We start from the raw sequence: 24,152 nt of genomic DNA, 5'->3' as shown, positions 1-24,152 counted from the left end.
GTTGTGCGAACGCGACGAGCGCCGGCGCGGCGCGACGAGCGCCGGCGCGACGAGCGCCGGCGCGGCGCGACCGGCGCCGGCGCGACCGGCGCCGGCGCGACCGGCGCCGGCGCGACCGGCGCCGGCGCGGCGGCGGGCCCCGGCGGCGCCGCGGGGACGTCAGCGGCGCGGCGGCCCCGTCGTCGCGCGGACGACCAGCGTCGGGTCGACGAGGGTCCGTGTCGGCGTCGGGGCACCGGCGGCACCCACGCCGCCGGCGATCCGCTCGACGAGCCGAACCGCGGCGAGCCGACCGACCTCCTCGTTGTGCGGGTCCACCGTCGTCAGGCGCAACAGCGGTGACGACGCGAGCGGTGTCTCGTCGTTCCCGATGACCGAGACGTCCTCCGGTACCCGGAGCCCGGCCTCCCGGACGGCGGCGATCGCGCCCATCGCCATGACGTCGTTCGCGGCGAACACCGCGGTGACCTCCGGGTGCTCGGCGAGCGCCCGCCGCGTGCCCTCGTAGCCGGTGGCCTCCGAGGTCGGACCCGAGCCGTACACGAGCGGTTCGACGCCGGAGGCGACCATCTCGGCGACGGCGGCCTCCCTGCGGACCGTTGCCGGGCCTCCCGAGCCGGTCACGTGCACGACGTGCCGGTGACCCGCGCCGACCAGGTGCGCCACCGCCAGCCGCCCGCCGGCGGACTCGTCCGACGCGACGACGTCGAGGTCCGCGGGGACGTCACCGCGCGCGCCGGCGACGACGACCGGGGTGCCGGACGGTGCGACCAGGTCGGGGAAGCCCTCGGCGGCGAGCACGACCCCGTCGACGCGGAGCGAGAGGAGGTCGTCGATGGGGGAGGACCCGAGGTGCGCGTTCGCGCGGACGTCCGCGAGGGTGAGCCGGAGCCCGTGCGGTGCGAGCGCCCCCCGGATGCCGTCGAGGAGCGGTACGAACCAGGGGTTCCGGAAGTCGTCGACCACGACGCCGATCGTTCGGGTCCGGGTGCCGGCGAGGATCGCCGCCGCGCGGTTCGGCCGGTACCCGAGTTCGGCGGCGGCGGCGAGCACCGCGTCCCGACGTCGTGGGGAGACGCCGGGGTCCGCCCGCATCACCATGCTCACGAGCGACTTCGACACCCCGGCGCGCGCGGCGACGTCGATGATCGTCGGGGCGCGATCCGGCACGGGCACTCCTTGACAGGACATGGGTTCGGGGAGGTACAGTCTAGCCGCACGGTCTGGAACGTTCCAGAATCGGCCACGATCTCGAGGGAGAGACCATGAGCGACAGCATCGGCGTCGCCGTCATCGGCGCGGGCATGGCGGGCAAGGCCCACATGGCCGCGTGGCGGAACGCCCCGTCCCTGTTCGGCCGGAGCCTGCCGCCCGTCCGGCTCGTCACGGTCGGTGACGTCTACGAGCCGCTCGCCGACGAAGCGGCGCGGCGGTTCGGCTACGCGCGGCACGACACCGACTGGCGGGCGGTCGCGGAGGCGGACGACGTCGACGTGGTGAGCGTCGTCGTCGCGAACAACCTGCACCGCGAGATCGTCGAGGGGCTGCTCGCGGCGGGCAAGCACGTGCTGTGCGAGAAGCCGCTGTCGGACACGCTCCACGACGCGCGCGCGATGGCGGACGCGGCTCGCGCCGCCGAGGCGGACGGCGTTCTCGGCCGTGTGGGCTTCACCTACCGGCGTGCCCCGGGGCTCGCTGCGATCCGGCAGCTCGTCGAGGACGGCACGCTCGGCCGGGTCCTGCACGTCTCCGGACGGTACTGGACCGACTACGGCGCCTCGCCCGAGGTGCCGTTCTCGTGGCGGTTCGCCGGCGCTCCCGGGACCGGCGCACTCGCCGACGTCGGATCGCACCTGACGTACGTCGCCGAGTTCCTCACCGGTGACGTCCGGAGCGTCAACGGAGGCGCCTTCACCACCGCGATCACGAAGCGTCCGATCGCAGCCGGGTTCGCGCTCCGCGGCCAGGCGGTCCCGCTCACCGGCGAGGAAGCCGACGTCGAGAACGACGACTACGCCACGTTCGGCGCGCGGCTCGGGGACGGCGCCGCGGTCGGCTCGTTCGAGGTCTCGCGGGTCGCCGCCGGGCACCCGAACGGCCTCGTCGTCGAGGTCTTCTGCGAGGAGGGTGCTGCCCGGTGGGACCAGGAGCGCCCGAGCGAGATCGCCCTCGCCCTGCGGTCCGACGGCGCACGGCTCGGCGGGTTCCGGCAGGTCGTGCTCGGCCCGGACCACCCGTACGTCGCCGGCGGCATGGCGATGGACGCGCCGGGCGTCGGCTGGGGCCAGAACCAGATGTTCGAGTACCAGGCCCGTGCCTTCCTCGACGAGGTCGTCGGCAACACCGCCGACCCGCTGCCGGCCAACGCCACGTTCGACGACGGCGTCCACAACATGGAGGTCCTCGACGCGGTGGCACGGTCCGCCGCGGCCGGCGGGGCCACCGTCGACGTCCCCACCACCGAAGGAGCGCTCGCATGAAGCTCGGTCTCTACAACGCGATCTTCCACGACCGGCCGCTCGCCGACGCCCTGACGGCGATCGCGGGCAACGGCCTCACCGGCATCGAACTCAACACCGGCGGGTTCCTGCCGCCGGTGCACGTTCCGGACATCGACGCGATCCTCGTTGACGACGCCGCACGCGACGCGTTCCTCGCGCAGTTCGAGGGCACCGGGGTCGAGATCGCCGGACTCAACTGCAACGGCAACCCGCTGCACCCGGACCCCGCGATCGGACCGGCGCACGCCGAGGACCTCCGTCGGAGCATCCGGCTCGCGGCCCGCCTCGGGCAGACCCGGGTCGTCACCATGTCGGGCCTCCCCGCCGGTGAGCCGGGCGGGCGTCGACCGAACTGGATCGTCAACGCGTGGAACTCCGCCGCCCTCGACGTGCTCGAGCACCAGTGGAGCGTTGCGGTGCCGTTCTGGCAGGAGATCGACGCGCTCGCCCGGGAGCTCGGTGTGCGGGTCGCCCTCGAGCTGCACCCGCAGAACCTCGTGTTCAACCCGGCGTCGGTCCGCGAGCTCGTCGAGCGGGGCGGGCTGACGAACACCGGTGTCGAACTCGACGCGAGCCACCTGTTCTGGCAGCAGATGGACCCCGTGGCGGTCGTGCGTGACCTCGGCACGCTCGTGTACCACGCCGCCGCGAAGGACGTCCGCGTCAACCCCCACGCGGCGATCAACGGTGTGCTCGACAACTCCTTCCGTCGCCTGTCGCCCGGCGAGGCGCGCACGAACCTCGGCGGCGACGAGTGGGCGAACGAGTGGCCGAAGACGGCCGCGTGGGACTTCGTCGCGCTCGGCAAGGGGCACGACGTCGCCTACTGGACGGAGTTCCTCGCCGCGCTCCACGAGGTCGACCCCGACATCTGGGTGAACATCGAGCACGAGGACACCGAACTCGGGCGCGAGGAGGGCGTCGCCGTGGCGGCGCGCGTCCTGACGGCGGCGGACGCGGCGCTCGCAGCCCGCGTCTGAGACGCGACCACAGGTCGGACGGGAGGCGCGTCACCAGCGGGTGCCGTGCCTCCCGTCCGCCCGTGGCAGGGTCCACCAGCGGCGGGCCGCGTCGGTGACGCATCCTCCGCTGGCTGTCACCGGGCCGTTGTAGCATGCACGACACCTGTCCCGAGCCGAGGAGGCCTGCGTGCCGGAACCGACCGCCCCAGCCGTCCCGCTCGAGCACGTCCGCGACGCGGGCGCCGCGATCGTCGCGGCCGTCTCGACCGTCGTCGACGGCAAGACCGACGCGATCCGGACAGCGCTGACGGTGATGCTGGCCGAGGGACACCTCCTCGTCGAGGACGTGCCCGGGGTCGGCAAGACCGTGCTGGCGAAGGCGCTCGGCGCGTCGGTCGGCGGGTCCGTGAACCGCATCCAGTTCACGTCCGACATGCTCCCCTCCGACGTCACCGGCGTGAACGTGTTCGACCAGTCGTCGGGGACCTTCCGGTTCTCGCCGGGCCCGGTCTTCGCGAACGTCGTCATCGGCGACGAGATCAACCGGACCAGCCCGAAGACCCAGTCGGCGCTCCTCGAGGCCATGGCCGAGGCCCAGGTGACCGTCGACGGCGTGACACGGCCGCTCGAGTCGCCGTTCATGATCGTGGCGACCCAGAACCCGATCGACATGGAGGGCACGTACCCGCTGCCCGAGGCCCAGCGCGACCGCTTCACCGCGCGCATCGCGATGGGGTACCCGAGCCTCGACGCCGAGCGGCAGATGCTCGCGAACCGCGGCGGCCGCGACCCGCTGTCCGCACTCCGACCGATCGTCGACGTCGCGACGCTCCGCGGCATGATCGCCGCCGTCCGGGGCGTGCACGTCTCGCCCGACGTCGAGGCGTACATCGTCGCGATCGTCCGCGCGACGCGCCACCACCCCGACCTCGTCCTCGGGGCGAGCCCCCGGGCCACCCTCCACCTCGCGCAGGCCTCCCGGGCGCACGCCGCGCTCCTCGGCCGCCCCTTCGTCACGCCGGACGACGTCGCCGCGCTCGCACCGATCGTGCTCGCCCACCGTCTCGTGCCGGTCGCGCGCGGCCTCGGCGGTTCCGGCGACGACACGGTCCGCGACATCGTGGTCCGCATCGTCTCGGACACCAGCGTGCCGTTCACCGCCACCCCCGTCCGGTCCTGATGTCCTCGTCCGCGGCGCCCTCGTCGCTCGCCCGGCGGGCGGGAGCGGCGCGCTCGGTCGCGGTGCGGTACGGGCGACGCGGTCTGGCGCTGGCGCGTCGGACGCCGTTCCCACGCCCGACCGTGCGCGGATGGACGCTGCTCGCGGTCGGCATCGGTCTCGTCGGTGGCGGGCTCGTCGGCAGCACGAGCGTCGCGGTGTCGGCGGGACTGCTGCTGCTCGTCCTGCTCGTGCTGGGCACCGTGATGGCGTTCGTCGTCGCGGCACCGCTGCGGGGGAGCCGGAGCGCCGCGCGGGCCATCGTCCAGGTCGGCGAGGTGTACCGCGAGCGCGTCACCCTGCAGGGCACCGGCCTGAAGTTCGGGCCCCGGTCCACACTGCTCGTCCGGGAGCAGCTCGACGACGTCTTCGCGAGCGTGTCCGAGGCGGAGACGTACGCGACCGTCGGACCCCGCACCCCGCCGGCCGTGCTCGACGTCGAGGCGCTGGCGATGCACCGCGGCCGCGGGCTCGTCGGCCCGGTCACGATCCGCGTCGAGGACCCCTTCGGACTGCTGCGCATCGACCGGCCCGTCGTCCGCGCGGAAGAGGTGGTGGTGGTGCCGGCGTCGATGCCGCTCACCGCGATCGACACCGGTGCCCTCGCGGGTGCGGTGTCCGCCGACGAGGGCCGCGTGGGCCAGGGCGGCTCCGCGGACGACAGCGAACTCCGCCCGTACCGTCCCGGCGACCCGATCCGCCGCGTGCACTGGGGACAGAGCGCCCGGCGCGGGGAACTCCACGTCCGCCAGACCACGCAGGCACAGCCGCCGGAGGCCGTGATCGCGCTCGACGTCCGCCGGGAGTCCTACCAGGCGCTCGGCCGTGACGACCTCGCCGAACTGTCCGACCTCGGCGGTGACGCCGCGTTCGAGCACGCGGTCGTCGTCGCCGCCAGCGTCGCCCGCGCCCTCGCCGCCCGGACCTCGCGGGTCGTCCTCGTGAGCGACGAGCCGGACGGTGTCACCCGGCACGCGGGTGACGCCGGCGGGCTCACCGACGTCCTGGTGGGCCTCGCCGACGTGCAGGTGCGCTCGGACGCCCGCGACGTCACCGAGGTGCTGCCCGACGTCCGGGGCCGCGACGTGCACGGCATGACCGCCGTCGTCACCGGGCGGTGCACCGCCGAGCAGGCCGCCGAGCTCGTGTCGGCGACCATCGGGTCGAGCCGGGGGATCCTGGCGACCATCGTCCCGCCGGAGCCGGTCGTCCGCGGCATCCTCGACCGCGGCGGCTGGCGCACGCTCGTCGTCCCCGTCGCCGGGGCGTCCGCACCCGGGAGCATCCGGTGACCGGGACGCAGACGCCCGCCCGTCGGCGCGGGGTCGACGTGCACGAGATCCTCGACCGACCGGACGAGCAGCGCGACACCCCCAGCGCGTGGATCACCGTCCTCGCGCCCGTGCCCGTCCTGATCGCCGCGCTCGCCCTGCGCCCGCTCGTGCAGGGGATCGCGTGGTGGGTCGGCGGCGTCGTCGTCGCGGCCGTCCTCGTCGCCGTCGTGCTCGCCGTGCGCCGACGCGCACCCGGCATCCGGTTCGTCGCGCTCGTCGCCGCCGTGATCGCGTGTTCGTGCGCCGCTGCACTCGTGAACGACGTGCAACCCCTCGGGTGGCTCGACCGGAACGGCGCGCTCGGGGAGACGATCGCCGCCATCCGGCTGAACCCCGCGCCACTGCCGCAGACCGACGCCATCCGGCTCGTCGTGGTCGTCGCGATCGCCTGGGTCGCCGCGGTGTCCCTCTTCCTCGCCGCCGTGGCACCGACGGCCGCCCTCGCCGCGACGCCCGCGCTCGTGATCCTCATCGTCCCCGGCATCATCACCGGCACGCCCGCGTCGCCGGTGCTCGTGGTGCTCACGGCCGTGGCGTTCCTCGCGATCCTCTGGCTGTCGGTCCGGCCCGTGCAACGCGCGCTGCCCGCGGCCGTCGTCGGGGCGATCGGCCTCGTGGTCGCGGTCGGTCTGCCGTCGGTGATCCCGCTCAACGCGAGCTGGCTCTCCGGTGTCACGGGGGCGATCCAGTCGCCGATCCAGCCCGGCCGTCCCGGCACGCTGCTCAACCTCGGGCAGGACCTCCGTCGGCCGAACGCGCTCGAGGTCTTCCGGTACCGGTCGTCCGACGGCCAGCCGGAGTACCTCAAGCTCGCGGACCTCGACGAGTTCGGCACCGGCGACTGGGTACCGACGGTCACCGACGCGAGCCAGTCGGAGACGGCCGATCAGCAGCAGTGGGCCGTCGGGGTCAATCCGCGGCTCTCCACGCGCGGTGACGTCACGATCCGGATCACCGGGCTGTCGAGCAACTACCTGCCCGTGCCGTCGGGCGCGGTGTCCGTCCAGGCGCGCTCGACCAACCTCGACCTGCAGCAGTGGCGCTGGATGGGACAGTCGAACACGCTGCGGTCCACCGGCCAGGCCACGCCGCGGGGTGCCACCTACGAGGTCTACGGCGCCTCCACCTTCGCCAACGAGTACCTCGACGCGTTCGCCCGCACAGGCATGCTCGCCCGGGTCGACGGGCGCGGGTTCGCCCGGCCGTCGGAACAGCAGCTCCGCACCGACCTCACCCTCCCGAAGGACCTCCCGAAGGACATCGCGTCCACGGCGTCGCGGGTCGCAGCCGGCGCCGGGAACGACTACGAAGAAGCACGTGCGCTGGAGCGGTGGTTCCGGAGCGACCTCTTCACCTACTCCGAGACCGCCCCGGTGGAGCAGGGCTACGACGGCGACAGCATGGACGTCATCGACACCTTCCTCCGGGTGCGCGAGGGGTACTGCGTGCACTTCTCGTCCGCCATGGCGGTGATGGCCCGCACGCTCGGCATCCCGTCCCGCATCGCGGTCGGCTACCGCGCCGGCACGGACCAGGCCGACGGCGAGTACACGGTGTCGAACCGGCAGCTGCACTCCTGGCCGGAGCTGTACATCCAGGGCGCCGGGTGGGTGGCGTTCGAGCCGACGCCCGACTCCGACGAAGCGGCGCAGCCCTCGACCGAGCCCTCCGAGTCCGCGACACCGGGGACGCCCGACACCCCGCTCCCGGCGCCGGACCGCTCCGCACCCGCCGAGACGGAGCCATCGGCCACCCCGTCGGCCTCGGCAGCGCCGGGTGCCGCGGCCACGCCGGGCACCGGGGGCGGGAACGGCGTGCTCGGCCTCGCCGCGGGCATCGTCCTCGCCGTCGCGCTCCTGTTCGCACCCGGTGTCGTGCGTGCTCTCCGTCGCCGGTCGCGACTCGCAGCAGTCCGGTCGGGACGCTCCCCGGCCGCGGCTGCCTGGCGTGAGGTCCTCGACGACGTCGCCGACCACGGCTACGCGCCGGGCCTGGCACCACCGGGTGACGCCGCAGCCGCCGCCCGGACCGCACGAGCGGTGCTCGGTCGGTTGCGTCCGGGCCTGCCGCCGGCCGTCGTCCCGGCGCTCGACCGGGTGGTCGACGCCGTCGACCACGAGCGGTTCGGTGCGGCCGGTGCCGAGGCATCCGATCGCGACGCACTCGAGCAGGCCATCCGGGAGGCCCGTGGTGCGCTGGACGCGTCGGTGTCCGCCGGTCGGCGGGTGCGATCGCGCGTGCTGCCGCCGAGCCTGCTGCCCTCGTCGGCGTGGTCGCACGAGGGACGCCGGACACGCCGGAGCCCGGCGTAGCGTCGAGGCCCCGTCGCGAGCGGTCGCGGCGCGACGTCCGGCGAGGCGTCGAGGCCGGTGGTGCGCTCGGTCAGCGCGGGCGGACGACGGCCTCGACGAGCGCCGCGACGACCTCGCCGGGATCGAGCCCGGGCAGGGCGGGCGCGTCGAACACGAGGCCGACGTTCGCCGCGATCAGGGCGGTCGCGAAGGTGTCGAGGGGGATGCCGGGGTCGATCTCCGGGTGGGCGCCGAACCACAGGTCCACGAGCTCCTGCACGCCGTCCTGCAGGCTCCGGCGCTGCGCCACGAACTCCGGCATGAGCTCCGGGTGGCGCGTCGCGTAGCCGCGGAACTCCGACAGCAGGGCGAACTGCGCGCTCTGGTCGTGGCGGCCGAACGCCTGCCGGACGACGTCGCCGATCTGCACCGAGGCGATGTCGGCGTGCACGAGCTCCTGCAACGACCCGAGCACGAGGTTCGTCGCGCGCTGCATCACCTGTGCGACGAGGTCTTCCTTGGAGCTGAAGTTCGAGTAGACGGCACCCTTGCTGAAGCCGGCGCGCGCGGCGACGTCGTCGAGCCGGGACTCGTGCACGCCCTGCTCGGCGAACACCTGCGCGCCGGCGGTCAGCAGTCGTTCTCGGACCTCTGCCCGAGGGGTTCGCGAAGTGGGGGAAGCGACGTCGCTCATCTGATCCTGGTTCGACAGTGCCCCCTCGCTCGTCGTCGGGTCGACGTCGTGGAGCGTGTGGTGGTGGTCGGGACCATTCTGGCGCGTCCGACGACACCGTCCGACACGCTCGCGTCGTCCGGACGTCCTCGGTCCGCGGAGACCTGCCGCGCCGCGCGTCTGATCCCGCGCGGCATCAGCGAAGCCCCCTCGGCACGCTGCTCGTGAACCGCCGCGTTCGGGTCGCGTCGGTGCTCGGTGCCACGTGCGCCGGTTTCGATACCCGGCGGTCTCGATGCTACGCCCGCGCGGCCTCGCGGCGGTAGTCCGTTACGCGTCCTGGCTCTCCGCGTCCGTTTCGTGGTGCTCGTGCACGCTGCCGACCCCCGAGCGACGGCCCGGTCGGCGGAGGAGTCGCAGCGCGTCCGGACGGACGACCCGCAGGCCACGGCCGCGTCGGAGCAGGGAGCCGAGGGTCGACTGCGGCTGCCAGTCGCGCCCGTTCGGCAGGCCCCAGCCGCGCCGGACCGCGCCGTACCGCAGCGCGAGGGACAGCACGATCGCCGCGACGATCCCGATCGACGGCGATCCGAGGAAGGACGCGACGACCATCACGGCCGAGGCGGCGACCGCGACGGTGGCGTACAGGGCGTTCCCGCCGAACACCGCCGGGACACGGCGGAGCAGCAGGTCGCGCATCGCGCCGCCCCCGACCGCGGTGATCGTGCCCATGATGATCGCGGCCGGCCAGCCGAGCCCCGCGTCGAACGTCCGCTGCACGCCGACCACGGACCAGATGCCGATGACGGCGGCGTCGAGGATCGTGAAGAGGCGGTCCCACGTCACCTCGGAGAACGACACGAAGAACGCCACGAGCGCCCCGGCGATGGCGACCGGCACGTACAGCGGGTCGACGAGTGCGACCGGGGGACCGTTCTGCAGCAGGGTGTCGCGCAGGATGCCACCGCCGAGGCCCGAGACGAACCCGACGACGAGGAACCCGAAGAGGTCGAAGTCCATCGTCCGGGCGATCGAGCCACCGAGCAGCGCCGACGCGAAGACACCGGCGAGGTCGAGGACGTTCGTGACCGATGCCAGGCCCTCGGCGGTCAGCAGGTTCATGAGAACCATCAAACCCCACGAGGCGGGAGTGGCGAGCCGAGCCCGGGTTAGGTTAGCCTCACCTACGCCATGCTCGCCACACTCGTGATCGGCCTCCGTGAAGGCCTCGAAGCGACGCTCATCGTCGGCATCATCGCCGCGTTCCTGCGTCGCAACCGCGTCCCCCTCGCGCCGATGTGGCTCGGCGTCGGCACGGCCGTGCTGCTCAGCGTCGCGGTCGGCTTCGGGCTCCAGCTCGTCGAGCAGGCGCTGCCGCAGGCCGAGCAGGAGGGCATGGAGACGATCATCGGCCTCGTCGCGGTCGTCTTCGTCACCGGGATGATCGTCTGGATGCGGACGCACGCTCGCTCGCTCGGGAAGGACCTCGAGGCCAGTGCGACGGCAGCCCTCGGCCGCGGGACGGCGTGGGCCCTCGCCGGCATGGCCTTCCTCGCCGTCCTCAAGGAGGGCTTCGAGACGGCGGTGTTCCTGCTCGCGACGTTCCAGGCGTCGAGCGACACCGGCTCGGCCGCCCTCGGCGCGGTGATCGGCATCGCCGCGGCGGTCCTCATCGGCTACGGCATCTACACGGGCGGCGTCCGGCTGAACCTGTCGCGGTTCTTCACCGGCACCGGGGTGTTCCTCGTCTTCGTCGCGGCCGGGCTCGTCCTCACCGCCATCCGTCACGCCCACGAGGCCGGCTGGGTCGTCGTCGGGCAGCAGCGCACCGTCGACCTGTCCTGGCTGGCGCCGAACGGCTCGGTGCAGGGCGCCCTCGTCACCGGTGTGCTGGGCATCCCACCGGACCCCCGTGTCATCGAGGTGCTCGGCTGGGTGCTCTACCTCGTACCCGTGCTCGCGCTGTCCCTCTGGCCGCGTGCCTGGCGCCCGTCCCCGGCGCGGGTGCCGTTCGTCCGCACGGTCGTCGCCGGTGGTCTGGCGGTCGCCGCGGTCGCGCTGGCCGCCGGCGTCCCGGCCGTCGCTGCCTCCGCCCCGCACCTGTCCGACACCGTCCGCCTCGACGGTGACCAGACGAGCCTCACGGCCGAGGTGCACGGGTCGGCCGGCGCACTCCGCACCCGGGGCAACGGCTCGCAGGCGGAGATCGAGCTGCCCGCGTCGACGCACCGCCGTGTCACCCGCGACGGCGTCGCAGCTGACCGCTGGCAGGTCGTCGACGCCGGTGCGTCCTCCGCGCAGCCGAGCAGCCTGACACTCGACGACCTCGTCGGGTTGTTCGGCCGCATCCCGGTCGGCATCTCCCCGTCCACCAACCCCGGCCCGTTCACGGCGGAGTGGGTCACGAAGCGGACCACCACCCTCTGGACCGCAGCCGGCGGGGTCCTGGACGCGACCGCCTCGGAACGCGACGTGCTGACGCTGAGCGGTGGGGGCCTCCCGTCCGCTCGCACCACGACGCTCGACCGCGCCGTGTGGAGCGTCCCCGACGCCGTCGCCCAGCGCGCCACCGCGACCGCGGCGACCGCCGCGACGCGCGGTGCGGAACTGCAACTCTGGGCAGCCTGGCTGCCGCTCGCGCTCGGCATCGCCGCCGCAGCGCAACTGCTGCTCGCGCTCCGTGACCGCCGCCGCACCACAGCCACCCCTGCGCCCGACCCCGACACCACCCCGTCGCGCGGCCCGCCCGCCGACGACCCCACGAGGAGCCCCGCGTATGCCGCTCGGTAATTCCACCGTCCGCCCCCTGATCACCCTCGGCGCCCTCGGCGCCGTGACCGCGCTCGCGCTGACCGGCTGCGCGTCCGGTTCGTCCTCCGCGTCGAGCGACCCGTCCGCTTCCGGGAAGGTCGCCCGCGTCACCGTCACGCTGACGAACGACGGCTCCGACGCCTGCGCGGTCTCCACGACGAAGGTGCCGGCGGGACCGGTCACCTTCACGGTCAAGAACGAGTCGTCGACGGCGATCACCGAGGTCGAGCTCCTGCAGGACCAGCGGATCCTCGGCGAGAAGGAGAACCTCGCGCCCGGCCTCGAGCCCGTGCACTTCACCGCGACGCTGACCGGCGGGAAGTACCAGGTGTACTGCCCCGGTGCGACGACCGAGCTCACGGACTTCACCGTGACCGGGAAGGTCGCGGACACCGCGAACAGCAGCGCGGCGACCCTGCTCGCCGACGGCACGAAGGGCTACGCGACCTACGTCGACGGCCAGGTCACCGACATGGTGGCGGCCGTCGAGCAGCTGCAGGCGCACGTCGACGCGGGCGACCTCGCCGCGGCGAAGACCGACTACGCGAACGCCCGGCCGTTCTACGAGCACATCGAGAGCGACGTCGACGGCTTCGTGAAGAAGGGGTTCAAGGCCACCGACAACGCCGGCAACCTCGACTACCTCATCGACATGCGGGCCTCGAACCTCGACGAGTCCGTCGGCTGGAGCGGTTTCCACGCAGTCGAGAAAGACCTCTTCGAAGCCGGGAAGATCACCGCGTCCACGAAGAAGACCGCCGCGGCGCTGACCGAGAACGTGCACCTGCTCGCGAAGCTCGTCCCGACGCTCGACTACAAGCCCGAGGACCTCGCGAACGGCGCCGCGGGGCTGCTCGAGGAGGTCCAGTCCAACAAGATCACCGGCGAGGAGGAGGCCTACAGCCACATCGACCTCGTCGACCTCGCCGCCAACGTCGAGGGCGCGCGGCAGGCCTTCGCGTACCTCAAGCCCGGACTGACGAAGACGGACCCGACGCTGACGAAGCAGATCGCGAAGCAGTTCGACGCGACGAACGCGCTCATGGACGGCTACCGCGACGCCGACGGACTCGGTGGGTTCAAGGCCTGGACCGGCGACCTGAAGCGCGACGACGCGAACGGGATCTCGCAGCAAGTCCAGGCGCTGCAGGATCCGCTGTCCCGACTGGCCGAGAAGGTCGCCACCGCGTGACGAGCGAGCACGAGCACCGCGACGCGCCGGGCGCGCGCACCGGCGACGCCGCGACCGCGCCGGGCGACACCGCGACCGCGACCACGTCGGCTGCGGGTAGCCGGGGAGGCGTGTCCCGACGCGGCCTCTTCGGCGCCGGCCTCGCCGCGGCCGGGGCCGGTGTCGGCGCCGCGGCCGGCGTCGCCGGCGCGACCGCGGCCACCGGGGTGAACCCGTTCGCCGCGGCCGCGAACGGCGACGAGTCGATCGACCTGTCGCAGGAGCACCCGTTCTACGCGACGGCGTCCGGGCAGCCCCAGGGCGGCATCCGCACCGTGCCGCAGCGGCACTGCGTCTTCATGACGTTCGACCTGTCGACGTCGGTGACGACGGACCTGCAGGTGCTCCTCGCCCGCTGGTCGGCGGCGATCGCACAGCTGCAGGCCGGGAAGACCGTCGGCAGCGTCGAGCCCGCGCACGGGAACGGCGTCGGAGCGGACACGGGGGAGGCCCTCGACCTCGGCCCGGCATCCCTCACCGTCACGGTCGGGCTCGGCCCCGGCGTGTTCGACGAGCGCTTCGGCCTCGCCGACAAGCGTCCGGCGCATCTCGCCGCGATCCCGACCCTGCCGAGCGACAACCTCGACGAGCAGCTGACGGGCGGCGACCTGTCGCTCCAGGCGTGCGCGGACGACCCGCAGGTGGCGTACCACGCGGTCCGTGACCTCGCCCGGATCGCCCGCGGGACCGCGACCGTGCGCTGGACGGTGCTCGGCTTCGGACGGGCCTCCGCCGGCCCCTCGCAGTCGACGCCGCGGAACCTCATGGGGTTCAAGGACGGCACGCGGAACGTGTCCACCGACGAGGAGTTCAGCCGCTTCGTGTGGGTCGACGACCCGGGCGACGGCGCCGCGTGGATGCGCGGCGGCACGTACCAGGTCGTCCGGAAGATCCGGATGAACCTCGAGACCTGGGACGCCGACAACGTCAGCGACCAGCAGCGCGTCTTCGGCCGGACGAAGATCGAGGGTGCCCCGCTGTCCGGCGGCTCCGAGCACACGACGCCCGACTTCCACGCGGCGCACGGTGACGGCACCACGAAGATCGACGTCCGCTCGCACATCGCGCTCGCGGCGCACGAGGCGAACGGTGGCGTGAAGATCCACCGACGCGGCTACAACTACACGGACGGGCTGAACCAGTACGGGCAGCTCGACGCCGGGCTGCTGTTCGCCGCGTACGTGTCCGACCCGGAGCACTTCACCCGGTTGCAGCGGAAGCTCGGCGCATCCGACCGGTTGAACGAGTACGTCTCGCACATCGGTTCCGGGGTCTTCGCGGTCCCGCCGGCGCCCCGGAAGGGTTCGTACATCGCGGAGCAGCTCTTCCGCTGACGAGCCGGGTGGTGGGTGCCCTCCGTCGTTTCCCTGGAGACGGAGAGCACCCGCGCCGCGGAGTCCGCACCGAGCGGAACCACCGCCGGCGGATGAGAGATGACCCGGCGCGACGCGTCGCTGTGCGACACGGCTGAGGATACGCCGTCCCACTCCGCGGGGACAGGGACCTGAACGGACTGGAGGCGCGGTGCCAGCTGGCACCGCGCCTCCAGTCCGTCATCCGGTCGCCCGTCAGTCGGTCGTGACCGCTCCGGCGCGCAGGGCGCGTCGTCGTCGAGCGACCACCAGACCGGCGATGCCGGCGAGGAGGAGCAGCCCGGCGGCGATCGCCGGACCGGTGAGCTCGGCGCCCGTGAAGGCGAGCTCGCCGTCGGCGTCGTCGGCGACGATCACGTCGACCGTGCCGTCGCCGTCCGTGTCGACACCCGTGCCCGCGCCGCCGTCGACGGCACCGCCGTTGCCCGCACCGGGCGTCGTGCCCGGGTCAGCGGGGTCGGTCGGGTCGGTACCGGGGTCCGCGGTCTCGGCGGCGACCGGGATCGTCACCGCGAGGGTGATCGTCTGCCCGTTCGGCAGGGTGACGACGAGCGGCTCGTCGGTCGTGGCCGCGGCGCGCGTCGTCAGCGCCGAGCGCGCCACGCCGGCCTCGCCGCCGGGGACGGTGAACTCGAGCGTCGCGCGCCCCTGCTCGTCCGTGGTGTCCACGACCGACGTGTCGATCGTGGCACGGTCGAGCTCTTCGCCGTCGGCGCTCACCGCGACCTCGCCGGCCTGGTCGGTGGCGTTGCTGAAGGTGAGCGAGGACAGGTCGATCCGGACCTCGTCGCCGGGCTGGAACCCGCCCTCGGGCTCGTTCGTCCGGACCCCGACGGCGCGCTGGTCCTGCTGGACCTCCACCGTCGGGTTCGCCCGGAAGTACTGGACCTGTGCCTCGAGGTCGACCATGCCGCTGTCCTGCTTCGCGGCGGCGTCCTTGAACGCGCCGAAGTTGTCGCCGCCCGTCGCGAGGAAGGAGTTCACGGTCACCTTGTAGGCGCGCGTGGCCTCGACGGGATCGCCGTCGAGGGTCATCGAGGTGATGCGGGAGCCGGCCGCAGCCTCCGGGTCGTACGTGTAGGCGAAGCCCTCGGACGCGCCGAGCTTGAGGAACGGGCGGCTGGCCGACGTCGGCTGCCACTGCTGTTCGAGCGCCTGCCGGATCTGATCGCCGGTGAGGTCGAGGACGACGAGTGTGTTCGCGAACGGCTGGACGACCGCGGCTTCCTTGTAGGTGACCGCGCCCGAGGCAACGTCCGCGCGCAGGCCACCCGGGTTCATGAACGCGATCTGCGAGCCCTGCCGCTGCGTCTGGCTCCGCTGGACCTCCGCGACGAAGTTGCCCAGCGTCGATTCGCCGCCGCGGTTCTCGGAGCCGTCCGTCTGCACCGCGCGCTTGAGGTCGCGGTCGACGGTGCCGAGCTCGACGGCGCCGAGCCGGTCGGCCTCGGCGACGGCGGCATCGACGGTGGCCTGGACCGCGGGGTCGGGCGTGTAGGTCCCGTCGACCAGGCGCAGGTTCTCGGGTGCCGCCGGGGTCACGGTGCCGTCCGCGGCGACCGTGAGCCGCACGTGGCCGAGGTTGAAGCCGTACGAGCCTGTCTGGATCACCGGGCGGGCGACGGTGCCGCCCGTCGGGACGACCGAGTAGGCGTACGTCTGGTGGGTGTGGGCGGACAGGATCGCCGAGACCTTCGGGGTGACGCCGTAGACCGCGCGCGAGAAGTCGGTGTCGGAGGTCGGCGTGACCGGCGTCGACGACTCCGCGCCGTCGTGCACGAGCAGCACGAGCACGTCGGCCTCGTCGTTCGCCGGGTCGCCGTCGGTGAGCTGCGCGGCGACCTTGTTGACCTCGGTCGTGATGTCGCCCATCTCGAGGCCCTCGATGCCGTCCGGGGCGACGAGGCCCTGGCCGATCAGGTCCACCGTCGCGCCGATGAAGCCGACGCGCTCGCCGCTGATCTCCTGGATCGAGTAGGGCTGGAACGCGGGCTTCCCCGTGGCCGAGTCGAGGATGTTCGCGGAGACGTAGTCCCACTGCGCCGCACGGACGCCCTCGCCCTGGCCGCCGATCACGCGGTCGCGGAGGTCGTCCTGGCCCTTGTCGAGCTCGTGGTTGCCGATCGCGCTGACGGAGAGGTCCATCTGGTTGAGCACGTCGATCGTGGGCTGGTCGTCCTGGATGAACGACTCGAACGTCGAGCCGCCGATGTTGTCGCCGGAGCTGACGAACGCGGAGGTCGTGCCGTCGCCGCGGAGCTGTTCCAGTGCGCCGGCCAACGTCGCCGCTCCGGCAGCGTCGCCGTCGCGGGGGGTCGGGACGCCGTTCGTCTGTGAGATGGACTGCGCGATCCGACCGTGGAAGTCGTTCACGTTGTACAGGTCGATCGTGGTGTCGCCCTCGGCAGCACTGGCGACGGACGGCACGGACAGCGCGACGAGGACACCGGCGGTCGCGAGCGCAGCGCCCGCGACCAGGCGCCCACGACGCGTTCGGGAGTGGTGGGAAGTGTTCATCGGCGACGAACCTAGGAGGACGCACAGGCAACACGCCAGACGCCCCCCGAACGCGTCACACGATGTTCACACGAGCAACACCCGCGACCCGCTCAGTCGCGGCCGAGCGCGCCCTTCACCCGCTCGACGGCCTCCGCCGCCATGGCCTTCGCCGAGTCCTTCACGACGTCGAGCTCGACCGGGTCGCCCTTCAGCAGGCTCTTCGCCGTGTTGATCGCGTACTCCGCCGTGATGTGCGGCGGGAGCGGCGGCACGCTCCGGCTGACGTAGGCGTCGATCACGGTCACGCCCGGGTTCGCGAACGCTCGCTCGACGGCCGCCTCGACCTCGGCGTCGTCGTGCACGGCGATGCCCGTGAACCCGAGGAGCTCGGTGTAGCCGGCGTAGTCCATCGTCTCGACGTCCTGCGAGCCCCGCCACATCGGGTTGCCGTCCTCGGTGCGCATCTCCCACGAGACCTGCCCGAGGTCGTCGTTGTGCATGATCACGATGACGAGCTGCTGGTTCGGCCAGCTCGCCATGTACTTCTTCACGGTGATGAGCTCGTTCATGCCGAGCATCTGGAACGCGCCGTCGCCGATGGTGCACACGGCCGGAGCGTCCGGGAACGCGAACTTGGCGGTCACGGCGTACGGCATCGCGGCGAGCATGGTTGCGAGCCGGCCGGACATGTCGCCGTGCATGCCCCGGCGGAGGCGGATGTGGTGTCCGTACCAGTCCGCGGTGGTCCCGGCGTCGCACGTGACGGTGACGCCCTCGGGCAGGCGCTCGTTCACGGCGCTGATCACCCGCCGCGGGTTGACGCCGTCGCTGTAGGAGACCTCGGCCTGGCGGGCCATCTCGGCCTCCCACTCCCGCATCTCGTCGGCGAGCTGCTCCTGCCACGAGCGGTCCGTGGTCTGCTCGAGGAGCGGCAGGACCGCGTCGAGCGTCGCGCCGACGTCGCCCCAGAGGTTGAGCTCGGTCGGGTAGCGGAGGCCGAGCTGCTCGGGCTTGATGTCCACCTGCACACCGCGGGCCTGCCCGGTCGCCGGCAGGTACTCGCCGTAGGGGTAGTTCGTGCCGAGGAGCACGATCGTGTCGCACTCCTTGATCTGCGTCAGGCTCGGCCGCGACCCCAGGAGCCCGACCTGCTGCGTGTGGTACGGCACGTCCGACGGCACGACGTCCTTGCCGCGGAGGGCGGTGATGATGCCGGCGCCGGTCTTCTCCGCGGCGGCGAGGACCTGGTCGGTCGCACCGCGGGCACCGGCCCCGACGAGGAAGGTGATCTTCTCGCCGGCGTTGAGGATCTCCGCGAACCGCCGGACGTCCTCGGCCGACGGGGTGATGCGGGTGGAGGCGGGGACATCGCTCGACCGGGACACCCAGTGCTCGGCCGCGGGCTCCTCCCACGCCATCGCCTGGACGTCGTGGGGGAGGACCACGACGGCGGGCTGCTTCCGGAGCATCGCGGTGCGGAACGCGGTGTCGATCACGACCCCCGCAGCGTCCGGCGAGGCGACGGTCTCGACGTAGCACGCGACGTCGGCGAACACCCGCTCGAGGTTCGACTCCTGCTGCGTGAACGACCCGATCGACGCCAGGCCCTGCTGGCCGACGATCGCGACGACCGGCTGGTTGTCCATCTGCGCGTCGTAGAGGCCGTTGAGCATGTGGAACGCTCCGGGGCTGGACGTCGCGACGCACACGCCGACCTCGCCGGTGAACTTCGCGTGCGCGGTCGCCATGAGCGCGGCGATCTCCTCGTGCGTCGGCCGCACGTACTCGAGGGCACGCTCGCTGCCGTCCGCCTTGCCGAGTGCTCCGTCGAACGCGCCGATGCCGTCCCCGGGGTAGCCGAACACCCGGGACACGCCCCAGGACTTGATGCGGTCGATGACGAAGTCGCTCACGGTGGTGCCCATGCGACCAGCGTGCATCCCGCAGGCTGTACGCGTTCAGACTGGAGGCCCGGACCACGTGACCGACGCCGGTCACGTGATGCGGGCCTCCAGTCGGGCGCGGAGCGCTCAGCCGATCGCGTGCCAGGCGCGGTCGCGCGCACTGTCGAGGACCGCCCCGATGATCGCCGCGGCGCGCGCGCCGTCCGCGAAGGTCGGGAGTCCCTCGGGGGACCCGCCACGGACGGCGTCGTAGGTGTCGGCGACGAACGCCGTGAACGCGTCGAGGTAGCCCTGCGGGTGGCCGGCCGGCACGACCGCGAGGCGACGCTGGTCCGGGGTGCCCTGCGTGGGGTCGCGCACGATGATCTGGGCGCCGCGCTCGGTGCCGAACCAGGCCGACTCCGGCTGCTCCTGGTCGAAGGCGGCCGACCCGAGGGTGCCGTCCACCTCGAACCAGAGCCGGTTCTTGCGGCCGGCGGAGACCTGCGAGATGACGACGTTCCCGATGCGGCCGGCACCGGTGCGGAACGTGGCGACCGCGGTGTCCTCCGTCGTGACGTCGGCGCGCTGGCTGGCGTCCGCGAGCGGGTCCGGGTCGGGGGATCCGGAGAACGACGGGCCGGACGCCGCGGGTCGGGTCGGGTAGACGACGTCGGTGGCGGCCGAGACCTCGACGAAGCGCTGGCCGGTGACGAACTCGACGAGGTCGCACCAGTGCGAGCCGATGTCGGCGAACGCCCGCGATGCACCGCTCGAGGACGGGTCGACCCGCCACGAGGAGGCGTCCTCGTCGAGCATCCAGTCCTGCAGGTAGTGCCCGTGCACGGCGAGCAGTCGACCGAGCTCGCCCTCGGCCACACGGGCGCGGATCTCCCGCACGACCGGGTGGTACCGGTACACGAACGGGACGGTGGCGACGACACCGGCCTCCGCCGCCGCGGCGACGAGCTCGTCGGCCTGCTCGGGGTCGAGCGCGAGCGGCTTCTCGCAGACGACGTGGATGCCGGCGCGGATCACCGCGAGGGACTGCGGGTGGTGCTGGCCGTTCGGGGTGCACACGTGCACGACGTCGGGAGCGTCCGCGATGACCTCGTCGAGCGACTCGTACCCACGGGGGAGCCCGAGCTGCTCGGCGACCTGGGCGGACCGGTCCGGGGTGCGTCCGAGGACCCCGAGGACCTCGGCACCCGCGGCCGACGCCGCGCGGACGTGCACGCCCGCGATCATGCCCGTGCCGATCACCGCGACGCGGAGGCGCCGCCCGTCGTGCTCACTGCTCATGGTGCTCCCTCGCGCCGGACTGCCCCCACCGTAGCGGCGCGACCGGGCGCACGCCCGCCGGTGGTGTGCGCGGCGCGCAGCCCGACGGGACGGGTCCGGACCCGGCCACCTGCAGGACTCGTGAGTACGTTCTGGGGCATGTCGAGCCTCCAGACCACCCTGCTCATCCTCGGTGCCAGCGGCGACCTCTCCAAGCGGCTGCTGCTCCCCGGTCTCGCCACCCTGTTGGAGGTGAAGGAGGACTGGGACGTGCAGCTCGTCGGAGCCGGCACGGAGGACCTGTCGGACGACGACTGGAAGCGTCTCGTGCACGACGCGTTCGAGAACGCACAGGCGTCGAAGAACGAGGAGGACGAGGGCGCGCACGACGGCTCCGAGCGACTGAGCGGCCGGCTCCGCGCCGTCGTCGAGGCGTCGAGCTACCGCAAGTCCGACGTGACCAGCGCGGACGACCTGAAGGCCCTCCTCGCGGACTGCCACCACGACCCGGCCGTCTACTTCGCCCTGCCCCCGGCCGTCACCGAGAAGAGCTGCGAGGTCCTCGCCGGGCTCGAGCTCCCGAAGGGCACCCGCTTCGCGCTCGAGAAGCCGTTCGGCACCGACGCCGCGAGCGCCGAGCACCTCAACGACGTGCTGCACGGGTTCCTGCCCGAGGAGCGCATCCACCGCGTCGACCACTTCCTCGGCCGCTCCACCGTGCTCAACCTGCTCGGCCTGCGCTTCGCCAACCGCATCGTCGAGCCGCTGCTGTCGTCCCAGCACGTCGAGCGCATCGACATCGTCTACGACGAGACGCTCGGACTCGAGGGACGTGCTCGCTACTACGACAAGGCCGGCGCCCTCGTCGACATGATCCAGAGCCACCTGCTCCAGGTGATGGCCGTCGTCGCGATGGAGGCACCCGCGTCGATCGACGCCGACGACCTCCGCACGCAGAAGGAACTCGTGCTGCGCGCCGTCCGACCCTGGGGTGGCGACGTCGTCGCGGCGGGCAAGCGGGCGCGCTACACGGCCGGCACGGTCGGCGACCGGAAGCTCCCGAGCTACGTCGACGAGGACGGTGTGGACCCCTCGCTCGGCACCGAGACGCTCGCGCAGCTCACCCTCGAGGTCGCGAACTGGCGCTGGGCCGGCGTCCCGATCACGCTCCGGTCGGGCAAGGCGCTCGGGCAGCAGCGTCGCGAGATCGTCATCACGTTCAAGGACTCGCCGCACGTGCCGAACGGGCTGACCGGTGCCGAGCGGCCCGACCGGCTCCGCATCTGGATCGCCCCGGACGAGATGCAGCTCGAACTCAACGTGAACGGCCCCGGCGACCCGTACACGATCGACCACACCGCGCTGTCGGTGACCTTCAACCCCGGCCGACTGAGTGCCTACGGCGAGGTGCTCGCCGGGGTCCTCGAGGGCGACGCCACGCTCTCCGTCCGCGGGGACAGCGCCGTGCAGGGCTGGAAGGTCGTCGAGCCGTTCCTCGAGGCCTGGCGCGCCGGGAAGACGCCGCTCGACGACTACGCCGCCGGGTCCGAGGGACCGGACGGCTGGGACAACATCGACGCCTGAGCGGCCGACCACCGGACGGGAGGCACGTGGCGGCGCCGCCACGTGCCTCCCGTCCGTCGTCCGGTCACCACGCACATGCGCGGGGCGGCCGCCCGGTCAGCGGGCGTAGCGTCGGCTCGTGACCACCATCGACGACATCCTGCAGACCGTCCCCGACCCCGCCGGCGCCGACGTGCGCGTCGAGACCGTGCGCTACGACCACGAGGGCACCGTCCTCGAGGGCGTGCTCGCGAAGGACCACGCCATCGCGGGCCCGCGTCCCGCCGTGCTCGTCGTGCACGACTGGCACGGCGTCAACGAGCACGTGCACGCCCGCGTGACGATGCTCGCGCGTCTCGGGTACGTCGCGTTCGGCGCCGACATCTACGGCGCCGACGTCCGACCCGGTGACGACACGGCCGGCCAGGTCGCCGGCTCGTACTACCAGGACCTCCCGCTGCTCCGGGCCCGTGCACTCGCCGGGTTCGAGCAGCTCCGCCGCGACCCCGACGTCGACCACACCCGCATCGCCGTCATGGGCTACTGCTTCGGCGGGTCGACGGCCCTCGAGCTCGCCCGCACCGGAGCGGACCTCGTCGGCGCGGTGTCGTTCCACGGCGGTCTGATCGCCCACGAGCCGTCCGACGCGCACCAGATCCGGGCGAAGCTCCTGGTGCTCACCGGTGGTTCCGACCCGGTCGTCCCCGACGAGAAGGTGCACGAGTGGCAGGACGAGATGCGTGCGGCGCCCGAGGTCGACTGGCAGGTCGTCACCTACTCGGGCGCGATGCACGCGTTCGCCGTCCCGGGCACGGACGCTCCCGACCACGGCGCGCAGTACCAGGCGACGGCGGACCGGCGGTCGTGGCAGGCGTTGCAGACGTTCCTCGCTGAGGTGTTCGACGAGGAGGCCTAGGCCGTCGGCGATGGCGCGACACGCCGAGCGGCCGGTCCGAAGGGCCTCGATTGGCGCGTGGCCCGCACCTGTTGTAGAGTCTTCCACGGCCGCAAACGCCACGCGCTCGTAGCTCAATGGATAGAGCATCTGACTACGGATCAGAAGGTTGGGGGTTCGAGTCCCTTCGAGCGCACACTGTTTGAGACAGCAGGGATGACGCCCCCGGTTCCATCGGAACCGGGGGCGTCTTCTGTTCCCGCGTCTTCTGTTCCCGCGTCTTCTGCTCCCGGGGTGGGGTGGCTCTCGCCGCCACGGCTGCAGTCCGTCGTCGTTGGGTCGACCGCTGTCGAACGACGACCACGATGTCGCTCGTCTCGCGGTCGCCCTGGCCGCGCGTGCGGGCAACGACGCCGCCGCTGTCGCACGACAGCGGCGGCGTCGTTCCGCGACGGCGCGCAGTGAATGCACCCCCGAGGCGGACGGGAGGCGCGGTGCCAGCCGGCACCGCGCCTTCCGTCCGTCAGTCGCTCACGTCGACTACGCGATTTGCACGCGCGACTCGGCGAGCGTCGGGTAATCGGTGTAGCCCTCGGCCGTGGCGCCGTAGAACAGCTCCGGACGCGGCTCGTTGAGCTCCTCGTCCTGCTCCCAGCGGAGCGCGAGGTCCGGGTTCGCGATCGCCGGACGACCGACCGCCACGGCGTCGACGTGCTCGGAGTCGAGCAGCGCGATCGCCTCGTCACGGGTGGTCACCGACGAGAAGCCCGAGTTCGCGATGAACGGCGCTCCGGCGGTGCGGCGGATGGTCTGCACGAGGTCCGACGCGATCTCCGCCTGGAGGACGTCGATGAACGCGAGCCCGAGCGGCGCCAGGCCCTCCGCCACCGCGGTGTAGGTGGCGAGGACGTCGGTGTCGTCCTCCTCGAGCACACCCTGGATGTTGTGCTGCGGGGAGAGGCGGATCCCGACGCGGTCGGCGCCGACGGCCTCGGCGATGGCGGTGGTGACCTCGACGGCGAAGCGCGCGCGGTTCTCGGGGGAGCCGCCGTACTCGTCGGTGCGGGTGTTCGACACGGGGGACAGGAACTCGTGCACGAGGTAGCCGTTGGCGCCGTGGACCTCGACGCCGTCGAGGCCGGCGGCGATGGCGTTGCGCGCGGCCTGCACGAAGCCCTGGACGGCTTCGCGGACCTCGTCGGTGGTCAGCTCGTGCGGGACCGGCATGTCGGCCTTGCTGCCGTCGGCGAGGTGCGTCTGCCCGGGGGCGGCGATCGCGCTCGGACCGACGATGCGCGGCGTCTCGGAGATCGACGTGTGGGAGACCCGGCCGCCGTGCATGAGCTGCATGACGATGGTGCCGCCCTCGGCGTGCACGGCGTCCGTCACGCGGCGCCACCCGGCGATCTGCTCGTCGGTCTCGATGCCGGGCTGCCCGGGGTAGGAGCGGCCCTCCTGCACGGGCCAGGTGCCCTCGGTGATGATCATGCCGAGGCCGGCCCGCTGGCGGTAGTGCTCGACGAGCAGGTCGTTCGGGATGCCCTGGGCGCCGGCGCGGGTGCGCGTGAGCGGTGCCATGACGATCCGGTTGCGGAGGTGCAGTGCGCCGAAGTCGGCGGGTTCGAAGAGCTTCACG

17 protein-coding genes and 1 tRNA gene are annotated in these 24,152 nt (G+C 72.8%); 11 read left to right on the top strand and 7 right to left on the bottom strand.

Annotation, left to right across the window (positions count from 1 at the left end; translation table 11 throughout):
• Positions 1-159: 159 nt before the first annotated feature.
• A complete protein-coding gene (locus ACRQ4C_RS13745) occupies positions 160-1,170 on the bottom strand; it encodes a LacI family DNA-binding transcriptional regulator (protein WP_439689044.1) in 1,011 nt (336 codons plus the stop codon).
• Between the two features lie 95 nt (positions 1,171-1,265).
• On the opposite strand from ACRQ4C_RS13745, the gene ACRQ4C_RS13740 reads away from it, so the two are divergent.
• The 5 genes from ACRQ4C_RS13740 (at position 1,266) to ACRQ4C_RS13720 (ending at position 8,328) form a co-directional block, all read left to right on the top strand.
• Entirely contained in the window at positions 1,266-2,480 is a 1,215-nt protein-coding gene (locus tag ACRQ4C_RS13740) for a Gfo/Idh/MocA family protein (protein WP_439689043.1), read from the top strand.
• Positions 2,477-3,481 (top strand): sugar phosphate isomerase/epimerase family protein, encoded by a 1,005-nt coding sequence (locus tag ACRQ4C_RS13735; RefSeq protein ID WP_439689042.1) that lies wholly within the window; start codon positions 2,477-2,479, stop codon positions 3,479-3,481. The genes ACRQ4C_RS13740 and ACRQ4C_RS13735 overlap by 4 nt, the downstream gene beginning before the upstream one ends.
• A 169-nt stretch (positions 3,482-3,650) precedes the next feature.
• Positions 3,651-4,643, top strand: a complete 993-nt coding sequence (locus tag ACRQ4C_RS13730) for an AAA family ATPase (RefSeq protein ID WP_290134125.1) — start codon at positions 3,651-3,653, stop codon at positions 4,641-4,643.
• Positions 4,643-5,974: a DUF58 domain-containing protein gene (locus ACRQ4C_RS13725; protein WP_439689041.1), complete on the top strand. Its 1,332-nt coding sequence runs from the start codon at positions 4,643-4,645 to the stop codon at positions 5,972-5,974. The genes ACRQ4C_RS13730 and ACRQ4C_RS13725 overlap by 1 nt, the downstream gene beginning before the upstream one ends.
• Positions 5,971-8,328 carry a transglutaminaseTgpA domain-containing protein gene (locus ACRQ4C_RS13720; protein WP_439689040.1) on the top strand — a complete coding sequence of 786 codons (2,358 nt, stop codon included), beginning with the start codon at positions 5,971-5,973 and terminating at the stop codon, positions 8,326-8,328. Before ACRQ4C_RS13725 ends, ACRQ4C_RS13720 begins: the two co-directional genes overlap by 4 nt.
• Before the next feature lie 70 nt (positions 8,329-8,398).
• Here the strand turns inward: ACRQ4C_RS13720 and ACRQ4C_RS13715 are convergent, their stop codons facing one another.
• Entirely contained in the window at positions 8,399-9,001 is a 603-nt protein-coding gene (locus ACRQ4C_RS13715) for a TetR/AcrR family transcriptional regulator (RefSeq protein WP_290134129.1), read from the bottom strand.
• A gap of 309 nt (positions 9,002-9,310) precedes the next feature.
• Positions 9,311-10,102 carry a trimeric intracellular cation channel family protein gene (locus ACRQ4C_RS13710; protein WP_290134130.1) on the bottom strand — a complete coding sequence of 264 codons (792 nt, stop codon included), beginning with the start codon at positions 10,100-10,102 and terminating at the stop codon, positions 9,311-9,313.
• A 69-nt stretch (positions 10,103-10,171) separates the two neighbouring features.
• On the opposite strand from ACRQ4C_RS13710, the gene efeU reads away from it, so the two are divergent.
• Genes efeU through efeB form a run of 3 tightly spaced genes read left to right on the top strand, consistent with a single transcriptional unit; the run spans position 10,172 to position 14,356 of the window.
• Entirely contained in the window at positions 10,172-11,770 is a 1,599-nt protein-coding gene (efeU, locus tag ACRQ4C_RS13705; protein WP_439689039.1) for an iron uptake transporter permease EfeU, read from the top strand.
• Entirely contained in the window at positions 11,757-12,983 is a 1,227-nt protein-coding gene (gene efeO, locus ACRQ4C_RS13700; protein WP_439689038.1) for an iron uptake system protein EfeO, read from the top strand. The genes efeU and efeO overlap by 14 nt, the downstream gene beginning before the upstream one ends.
• Positions 12,980-14,356: an iron uptake transporter deferrochelatase/peroxidase subunit gene (gene efeB, locus ACRQ4C_RS13695; RefSeq protein WP_439689037.1), complete on the top strand. Its 1,377-nt coding sequence runs from the start codon at positions 12,980-12,982 to the stop codon at positions 14,354-14,356. Before efeO ends, efeB begins: the two co-directional genes overlap by 4 nt.
• A gap of 234 nt (positions 14,357-14,590) precedes the next feature.
• Here efeB and ACRQ4C_RS13690 read toward each other — a convergent pair whose 3' ends face one another.
• The 3 genes from ACRQ4C_RS13690 to ACRQ4C_RS13680 all read right to left on the bottom strand — a co-directional run bounded on the left by ACRQ4C_RS13690 (position 14,591) and on the right by ACRQ4C_RS13680 (position 20,079).
• Positions 14,591-16,912 carry a 5'-nucleotidase C-terminal domain-containing protein gene (locus tag ACRQ4C_RS13690; RefSeq protein ID WP_439689036.1) on the bottom strand — a complete coding sequence of 774 codons (2,322 nt, stop codon included), beginning with the start codon at positions 16,910-16,912 and terminating at the stop codon, positions 14,591-14,593.
• A 92-nt stretch (positions 16,913-17,004) separates the two neighbouring features.
• A complete protein-coding gene (locus tag ACRQ4C_RS13685) occupies positions 17,005-18,819 on the bottom strand; it encodes a thiamine pyrophosphate-requiring protein (protein WP_439689035.1) in 1,815 nt (604 codons plus the stop codon).
• Positions 18,820-18,924: 105 nt separating this feature from the next.
• Positions 18,925-20,079: a Gfo/Idh/MocA family protein gene (locus tag ACRQ4C_RS13680; RefSeq protein WP_439689034.1), complete on the bottom strand. Its 1,155-nt coding sequence runs from the start codon at positions 20,077-20,079 to the stop codon at positions 18,925-18,927.
• 138 nt (positions 20,080-20,217) lie between these two features.
• On the opposite strand from ACRQ4C_RS13680, the gene ACRQ4C_RS13675 reads away from it, so the two are divergent.
• The 3 genes from ACRQ4C_RS13675 (at position 20,218) to ACRQ4C_RS13665 (ending at position 22,712) form a co-directional block, all read left to right on the top strand.
• Positions 20,218-21,642 carry a glucose-6-phosphate dehydrogenase gene (locus ACRQ4C_RS13675; protein ID WP_439689033.1) on the top strand — a complete coding sequence of 475 codons (1,425 nt, stop codon included), beginning with the start codon at positions 20,218-20,220 and terminating at the stop codon, positions 21,640-21,642.
• Positions 21,643-21,760: 118 nt separating this feature from the next.
• Positions 21,761-22,537, top strand: a complete 777-nt coding sequence (locus ACRQ4C_RS13670; RefSeq protein ID WP_439689032.1) for a dienelactone hydrolase family protein — start codon at positions 21,761-21,763, stop codon at positions 22,535-22,537.
• A gap of 102 nt (positions 22,538-22,639) precedes the next feature.
• A tRNA-Arg gene (locus ACRQ4C_RS13665) sits at positions 22,640-22,712 on the top strand.
• Positions 22,713-23,056: 344 nt separating this feature from the next.
• Here ACRQ4C_RS13665 and ACRQ4C_RS13660 read toward each other — a convergent pair.
• Positions 23,057-24,151, bottom strand: coding sequence for an alkene reductase (locus ACRQ4C_RS13660; RefSeq protein ID WP_439689031.1), 1,095 nt, complete (start codon positions 24,149-24,151; stop codon positions 23,057-23,059).
• Position 24,152 lies beyond the last annotated feature (1 nt).

This window comes from Curtobacterium sp. SP.BCp, assembly GCF_051903255.1.
Classification (GTDB): domain Bacteria; phylum Actinomycetota; class Actinomycetes; order Actinomycetales; family Microbacteriaceae; genus Curtobacterium.
The sequence above is the reverse complement of the archived record's forward strand: the minus strand, read 5'-3'. Positions and strand labels throughout refer to the sequence as shown.

Excerpts from the sequence above, each read along its gene's own strand:
- ACRQ4C_RS13740 (WP_439689043.1), top strand. The coding sequence starts at position 1,266 with ATGAGCGACAGCATCGGCGTCGCCGTCATCGGCGCGGGCATGGCGGGC.
- ACRQ4C_RS13735 (WP_439689042.1), top strand. The coding sequence starts at position 2,477 with ATGAAGCTCGGTCTCTACAACGCGATCTTCCACGACCGGCCGCTCGCC.
- ACRQ4C_RS13725 (WP_439689041.1), top strand. The coding sequence starts at position 4,643 with ATGTCCTCGTCCGCGGCGCCCTCGTCGCTCGCCCGGCGGGCGGGAGCG.
- ACRQ4C_RS13715 (WP_290134129.1), bottom strand. The coding sequence starts at position 9,001 with ATGAGCGACGTCGCTTCCCCCACTTCGCGAACCCCTCGGGCAGAGGTC.
- ACRQ4C_RS13710 (WP_290134130.1), bottom strand. The coding sequence starts at position 10,102 with ATGAACCTGCTGACCGCCGAGGGCCTGGCATCGGTCACGAACGTCCTC.
- efeU (WP_439689039.1), top strand. The coding sequence starts at position 10,172 with ATGCTCGCCACACTCGTGATCGGCCTCCGTGAAGGCCTCGAAGCGACG.
- efeO (WP_439689038.1), top strand. The coding sequence starts at position 11,757 with ATGCCGCTCGGTAATTCCACCGTCCGCCCCCTGATCACCCTCGGCGCC.
- ACRQ4C_RS13690 (WP_439689036.1), bottom strand. The coding sequence starts at position 16,912 with ATGAACACTTCCCACCACTCCCGAACGCGTCGTGGGCGCCTGGTCGCG.
- ACRQ4C_RS13685 (WP_439689035.1), bottom strand. The coding sequence starts at position 18,819 with ATGGGCACCACCGTGAGCGACTTCGTCATCGACCGCATCAAGTCCTGG.
- ACRQ4C_RS13680 (WP_439689034.1), bottom strand. The coding sequence starts at position 20,079 with ATGAGCAGTGAGCACGACGGGCGGCGCCTCCGCGTCGCGGTGATCGGC.
- ACRQ4C_RS13675 (WP_439689033.1), top strand. The coding sequence starts at position 20,218 with ATGTCGAGCCTCCAGACCACCCTGCTCATCCTCGGTGCCAGCGGCGAC.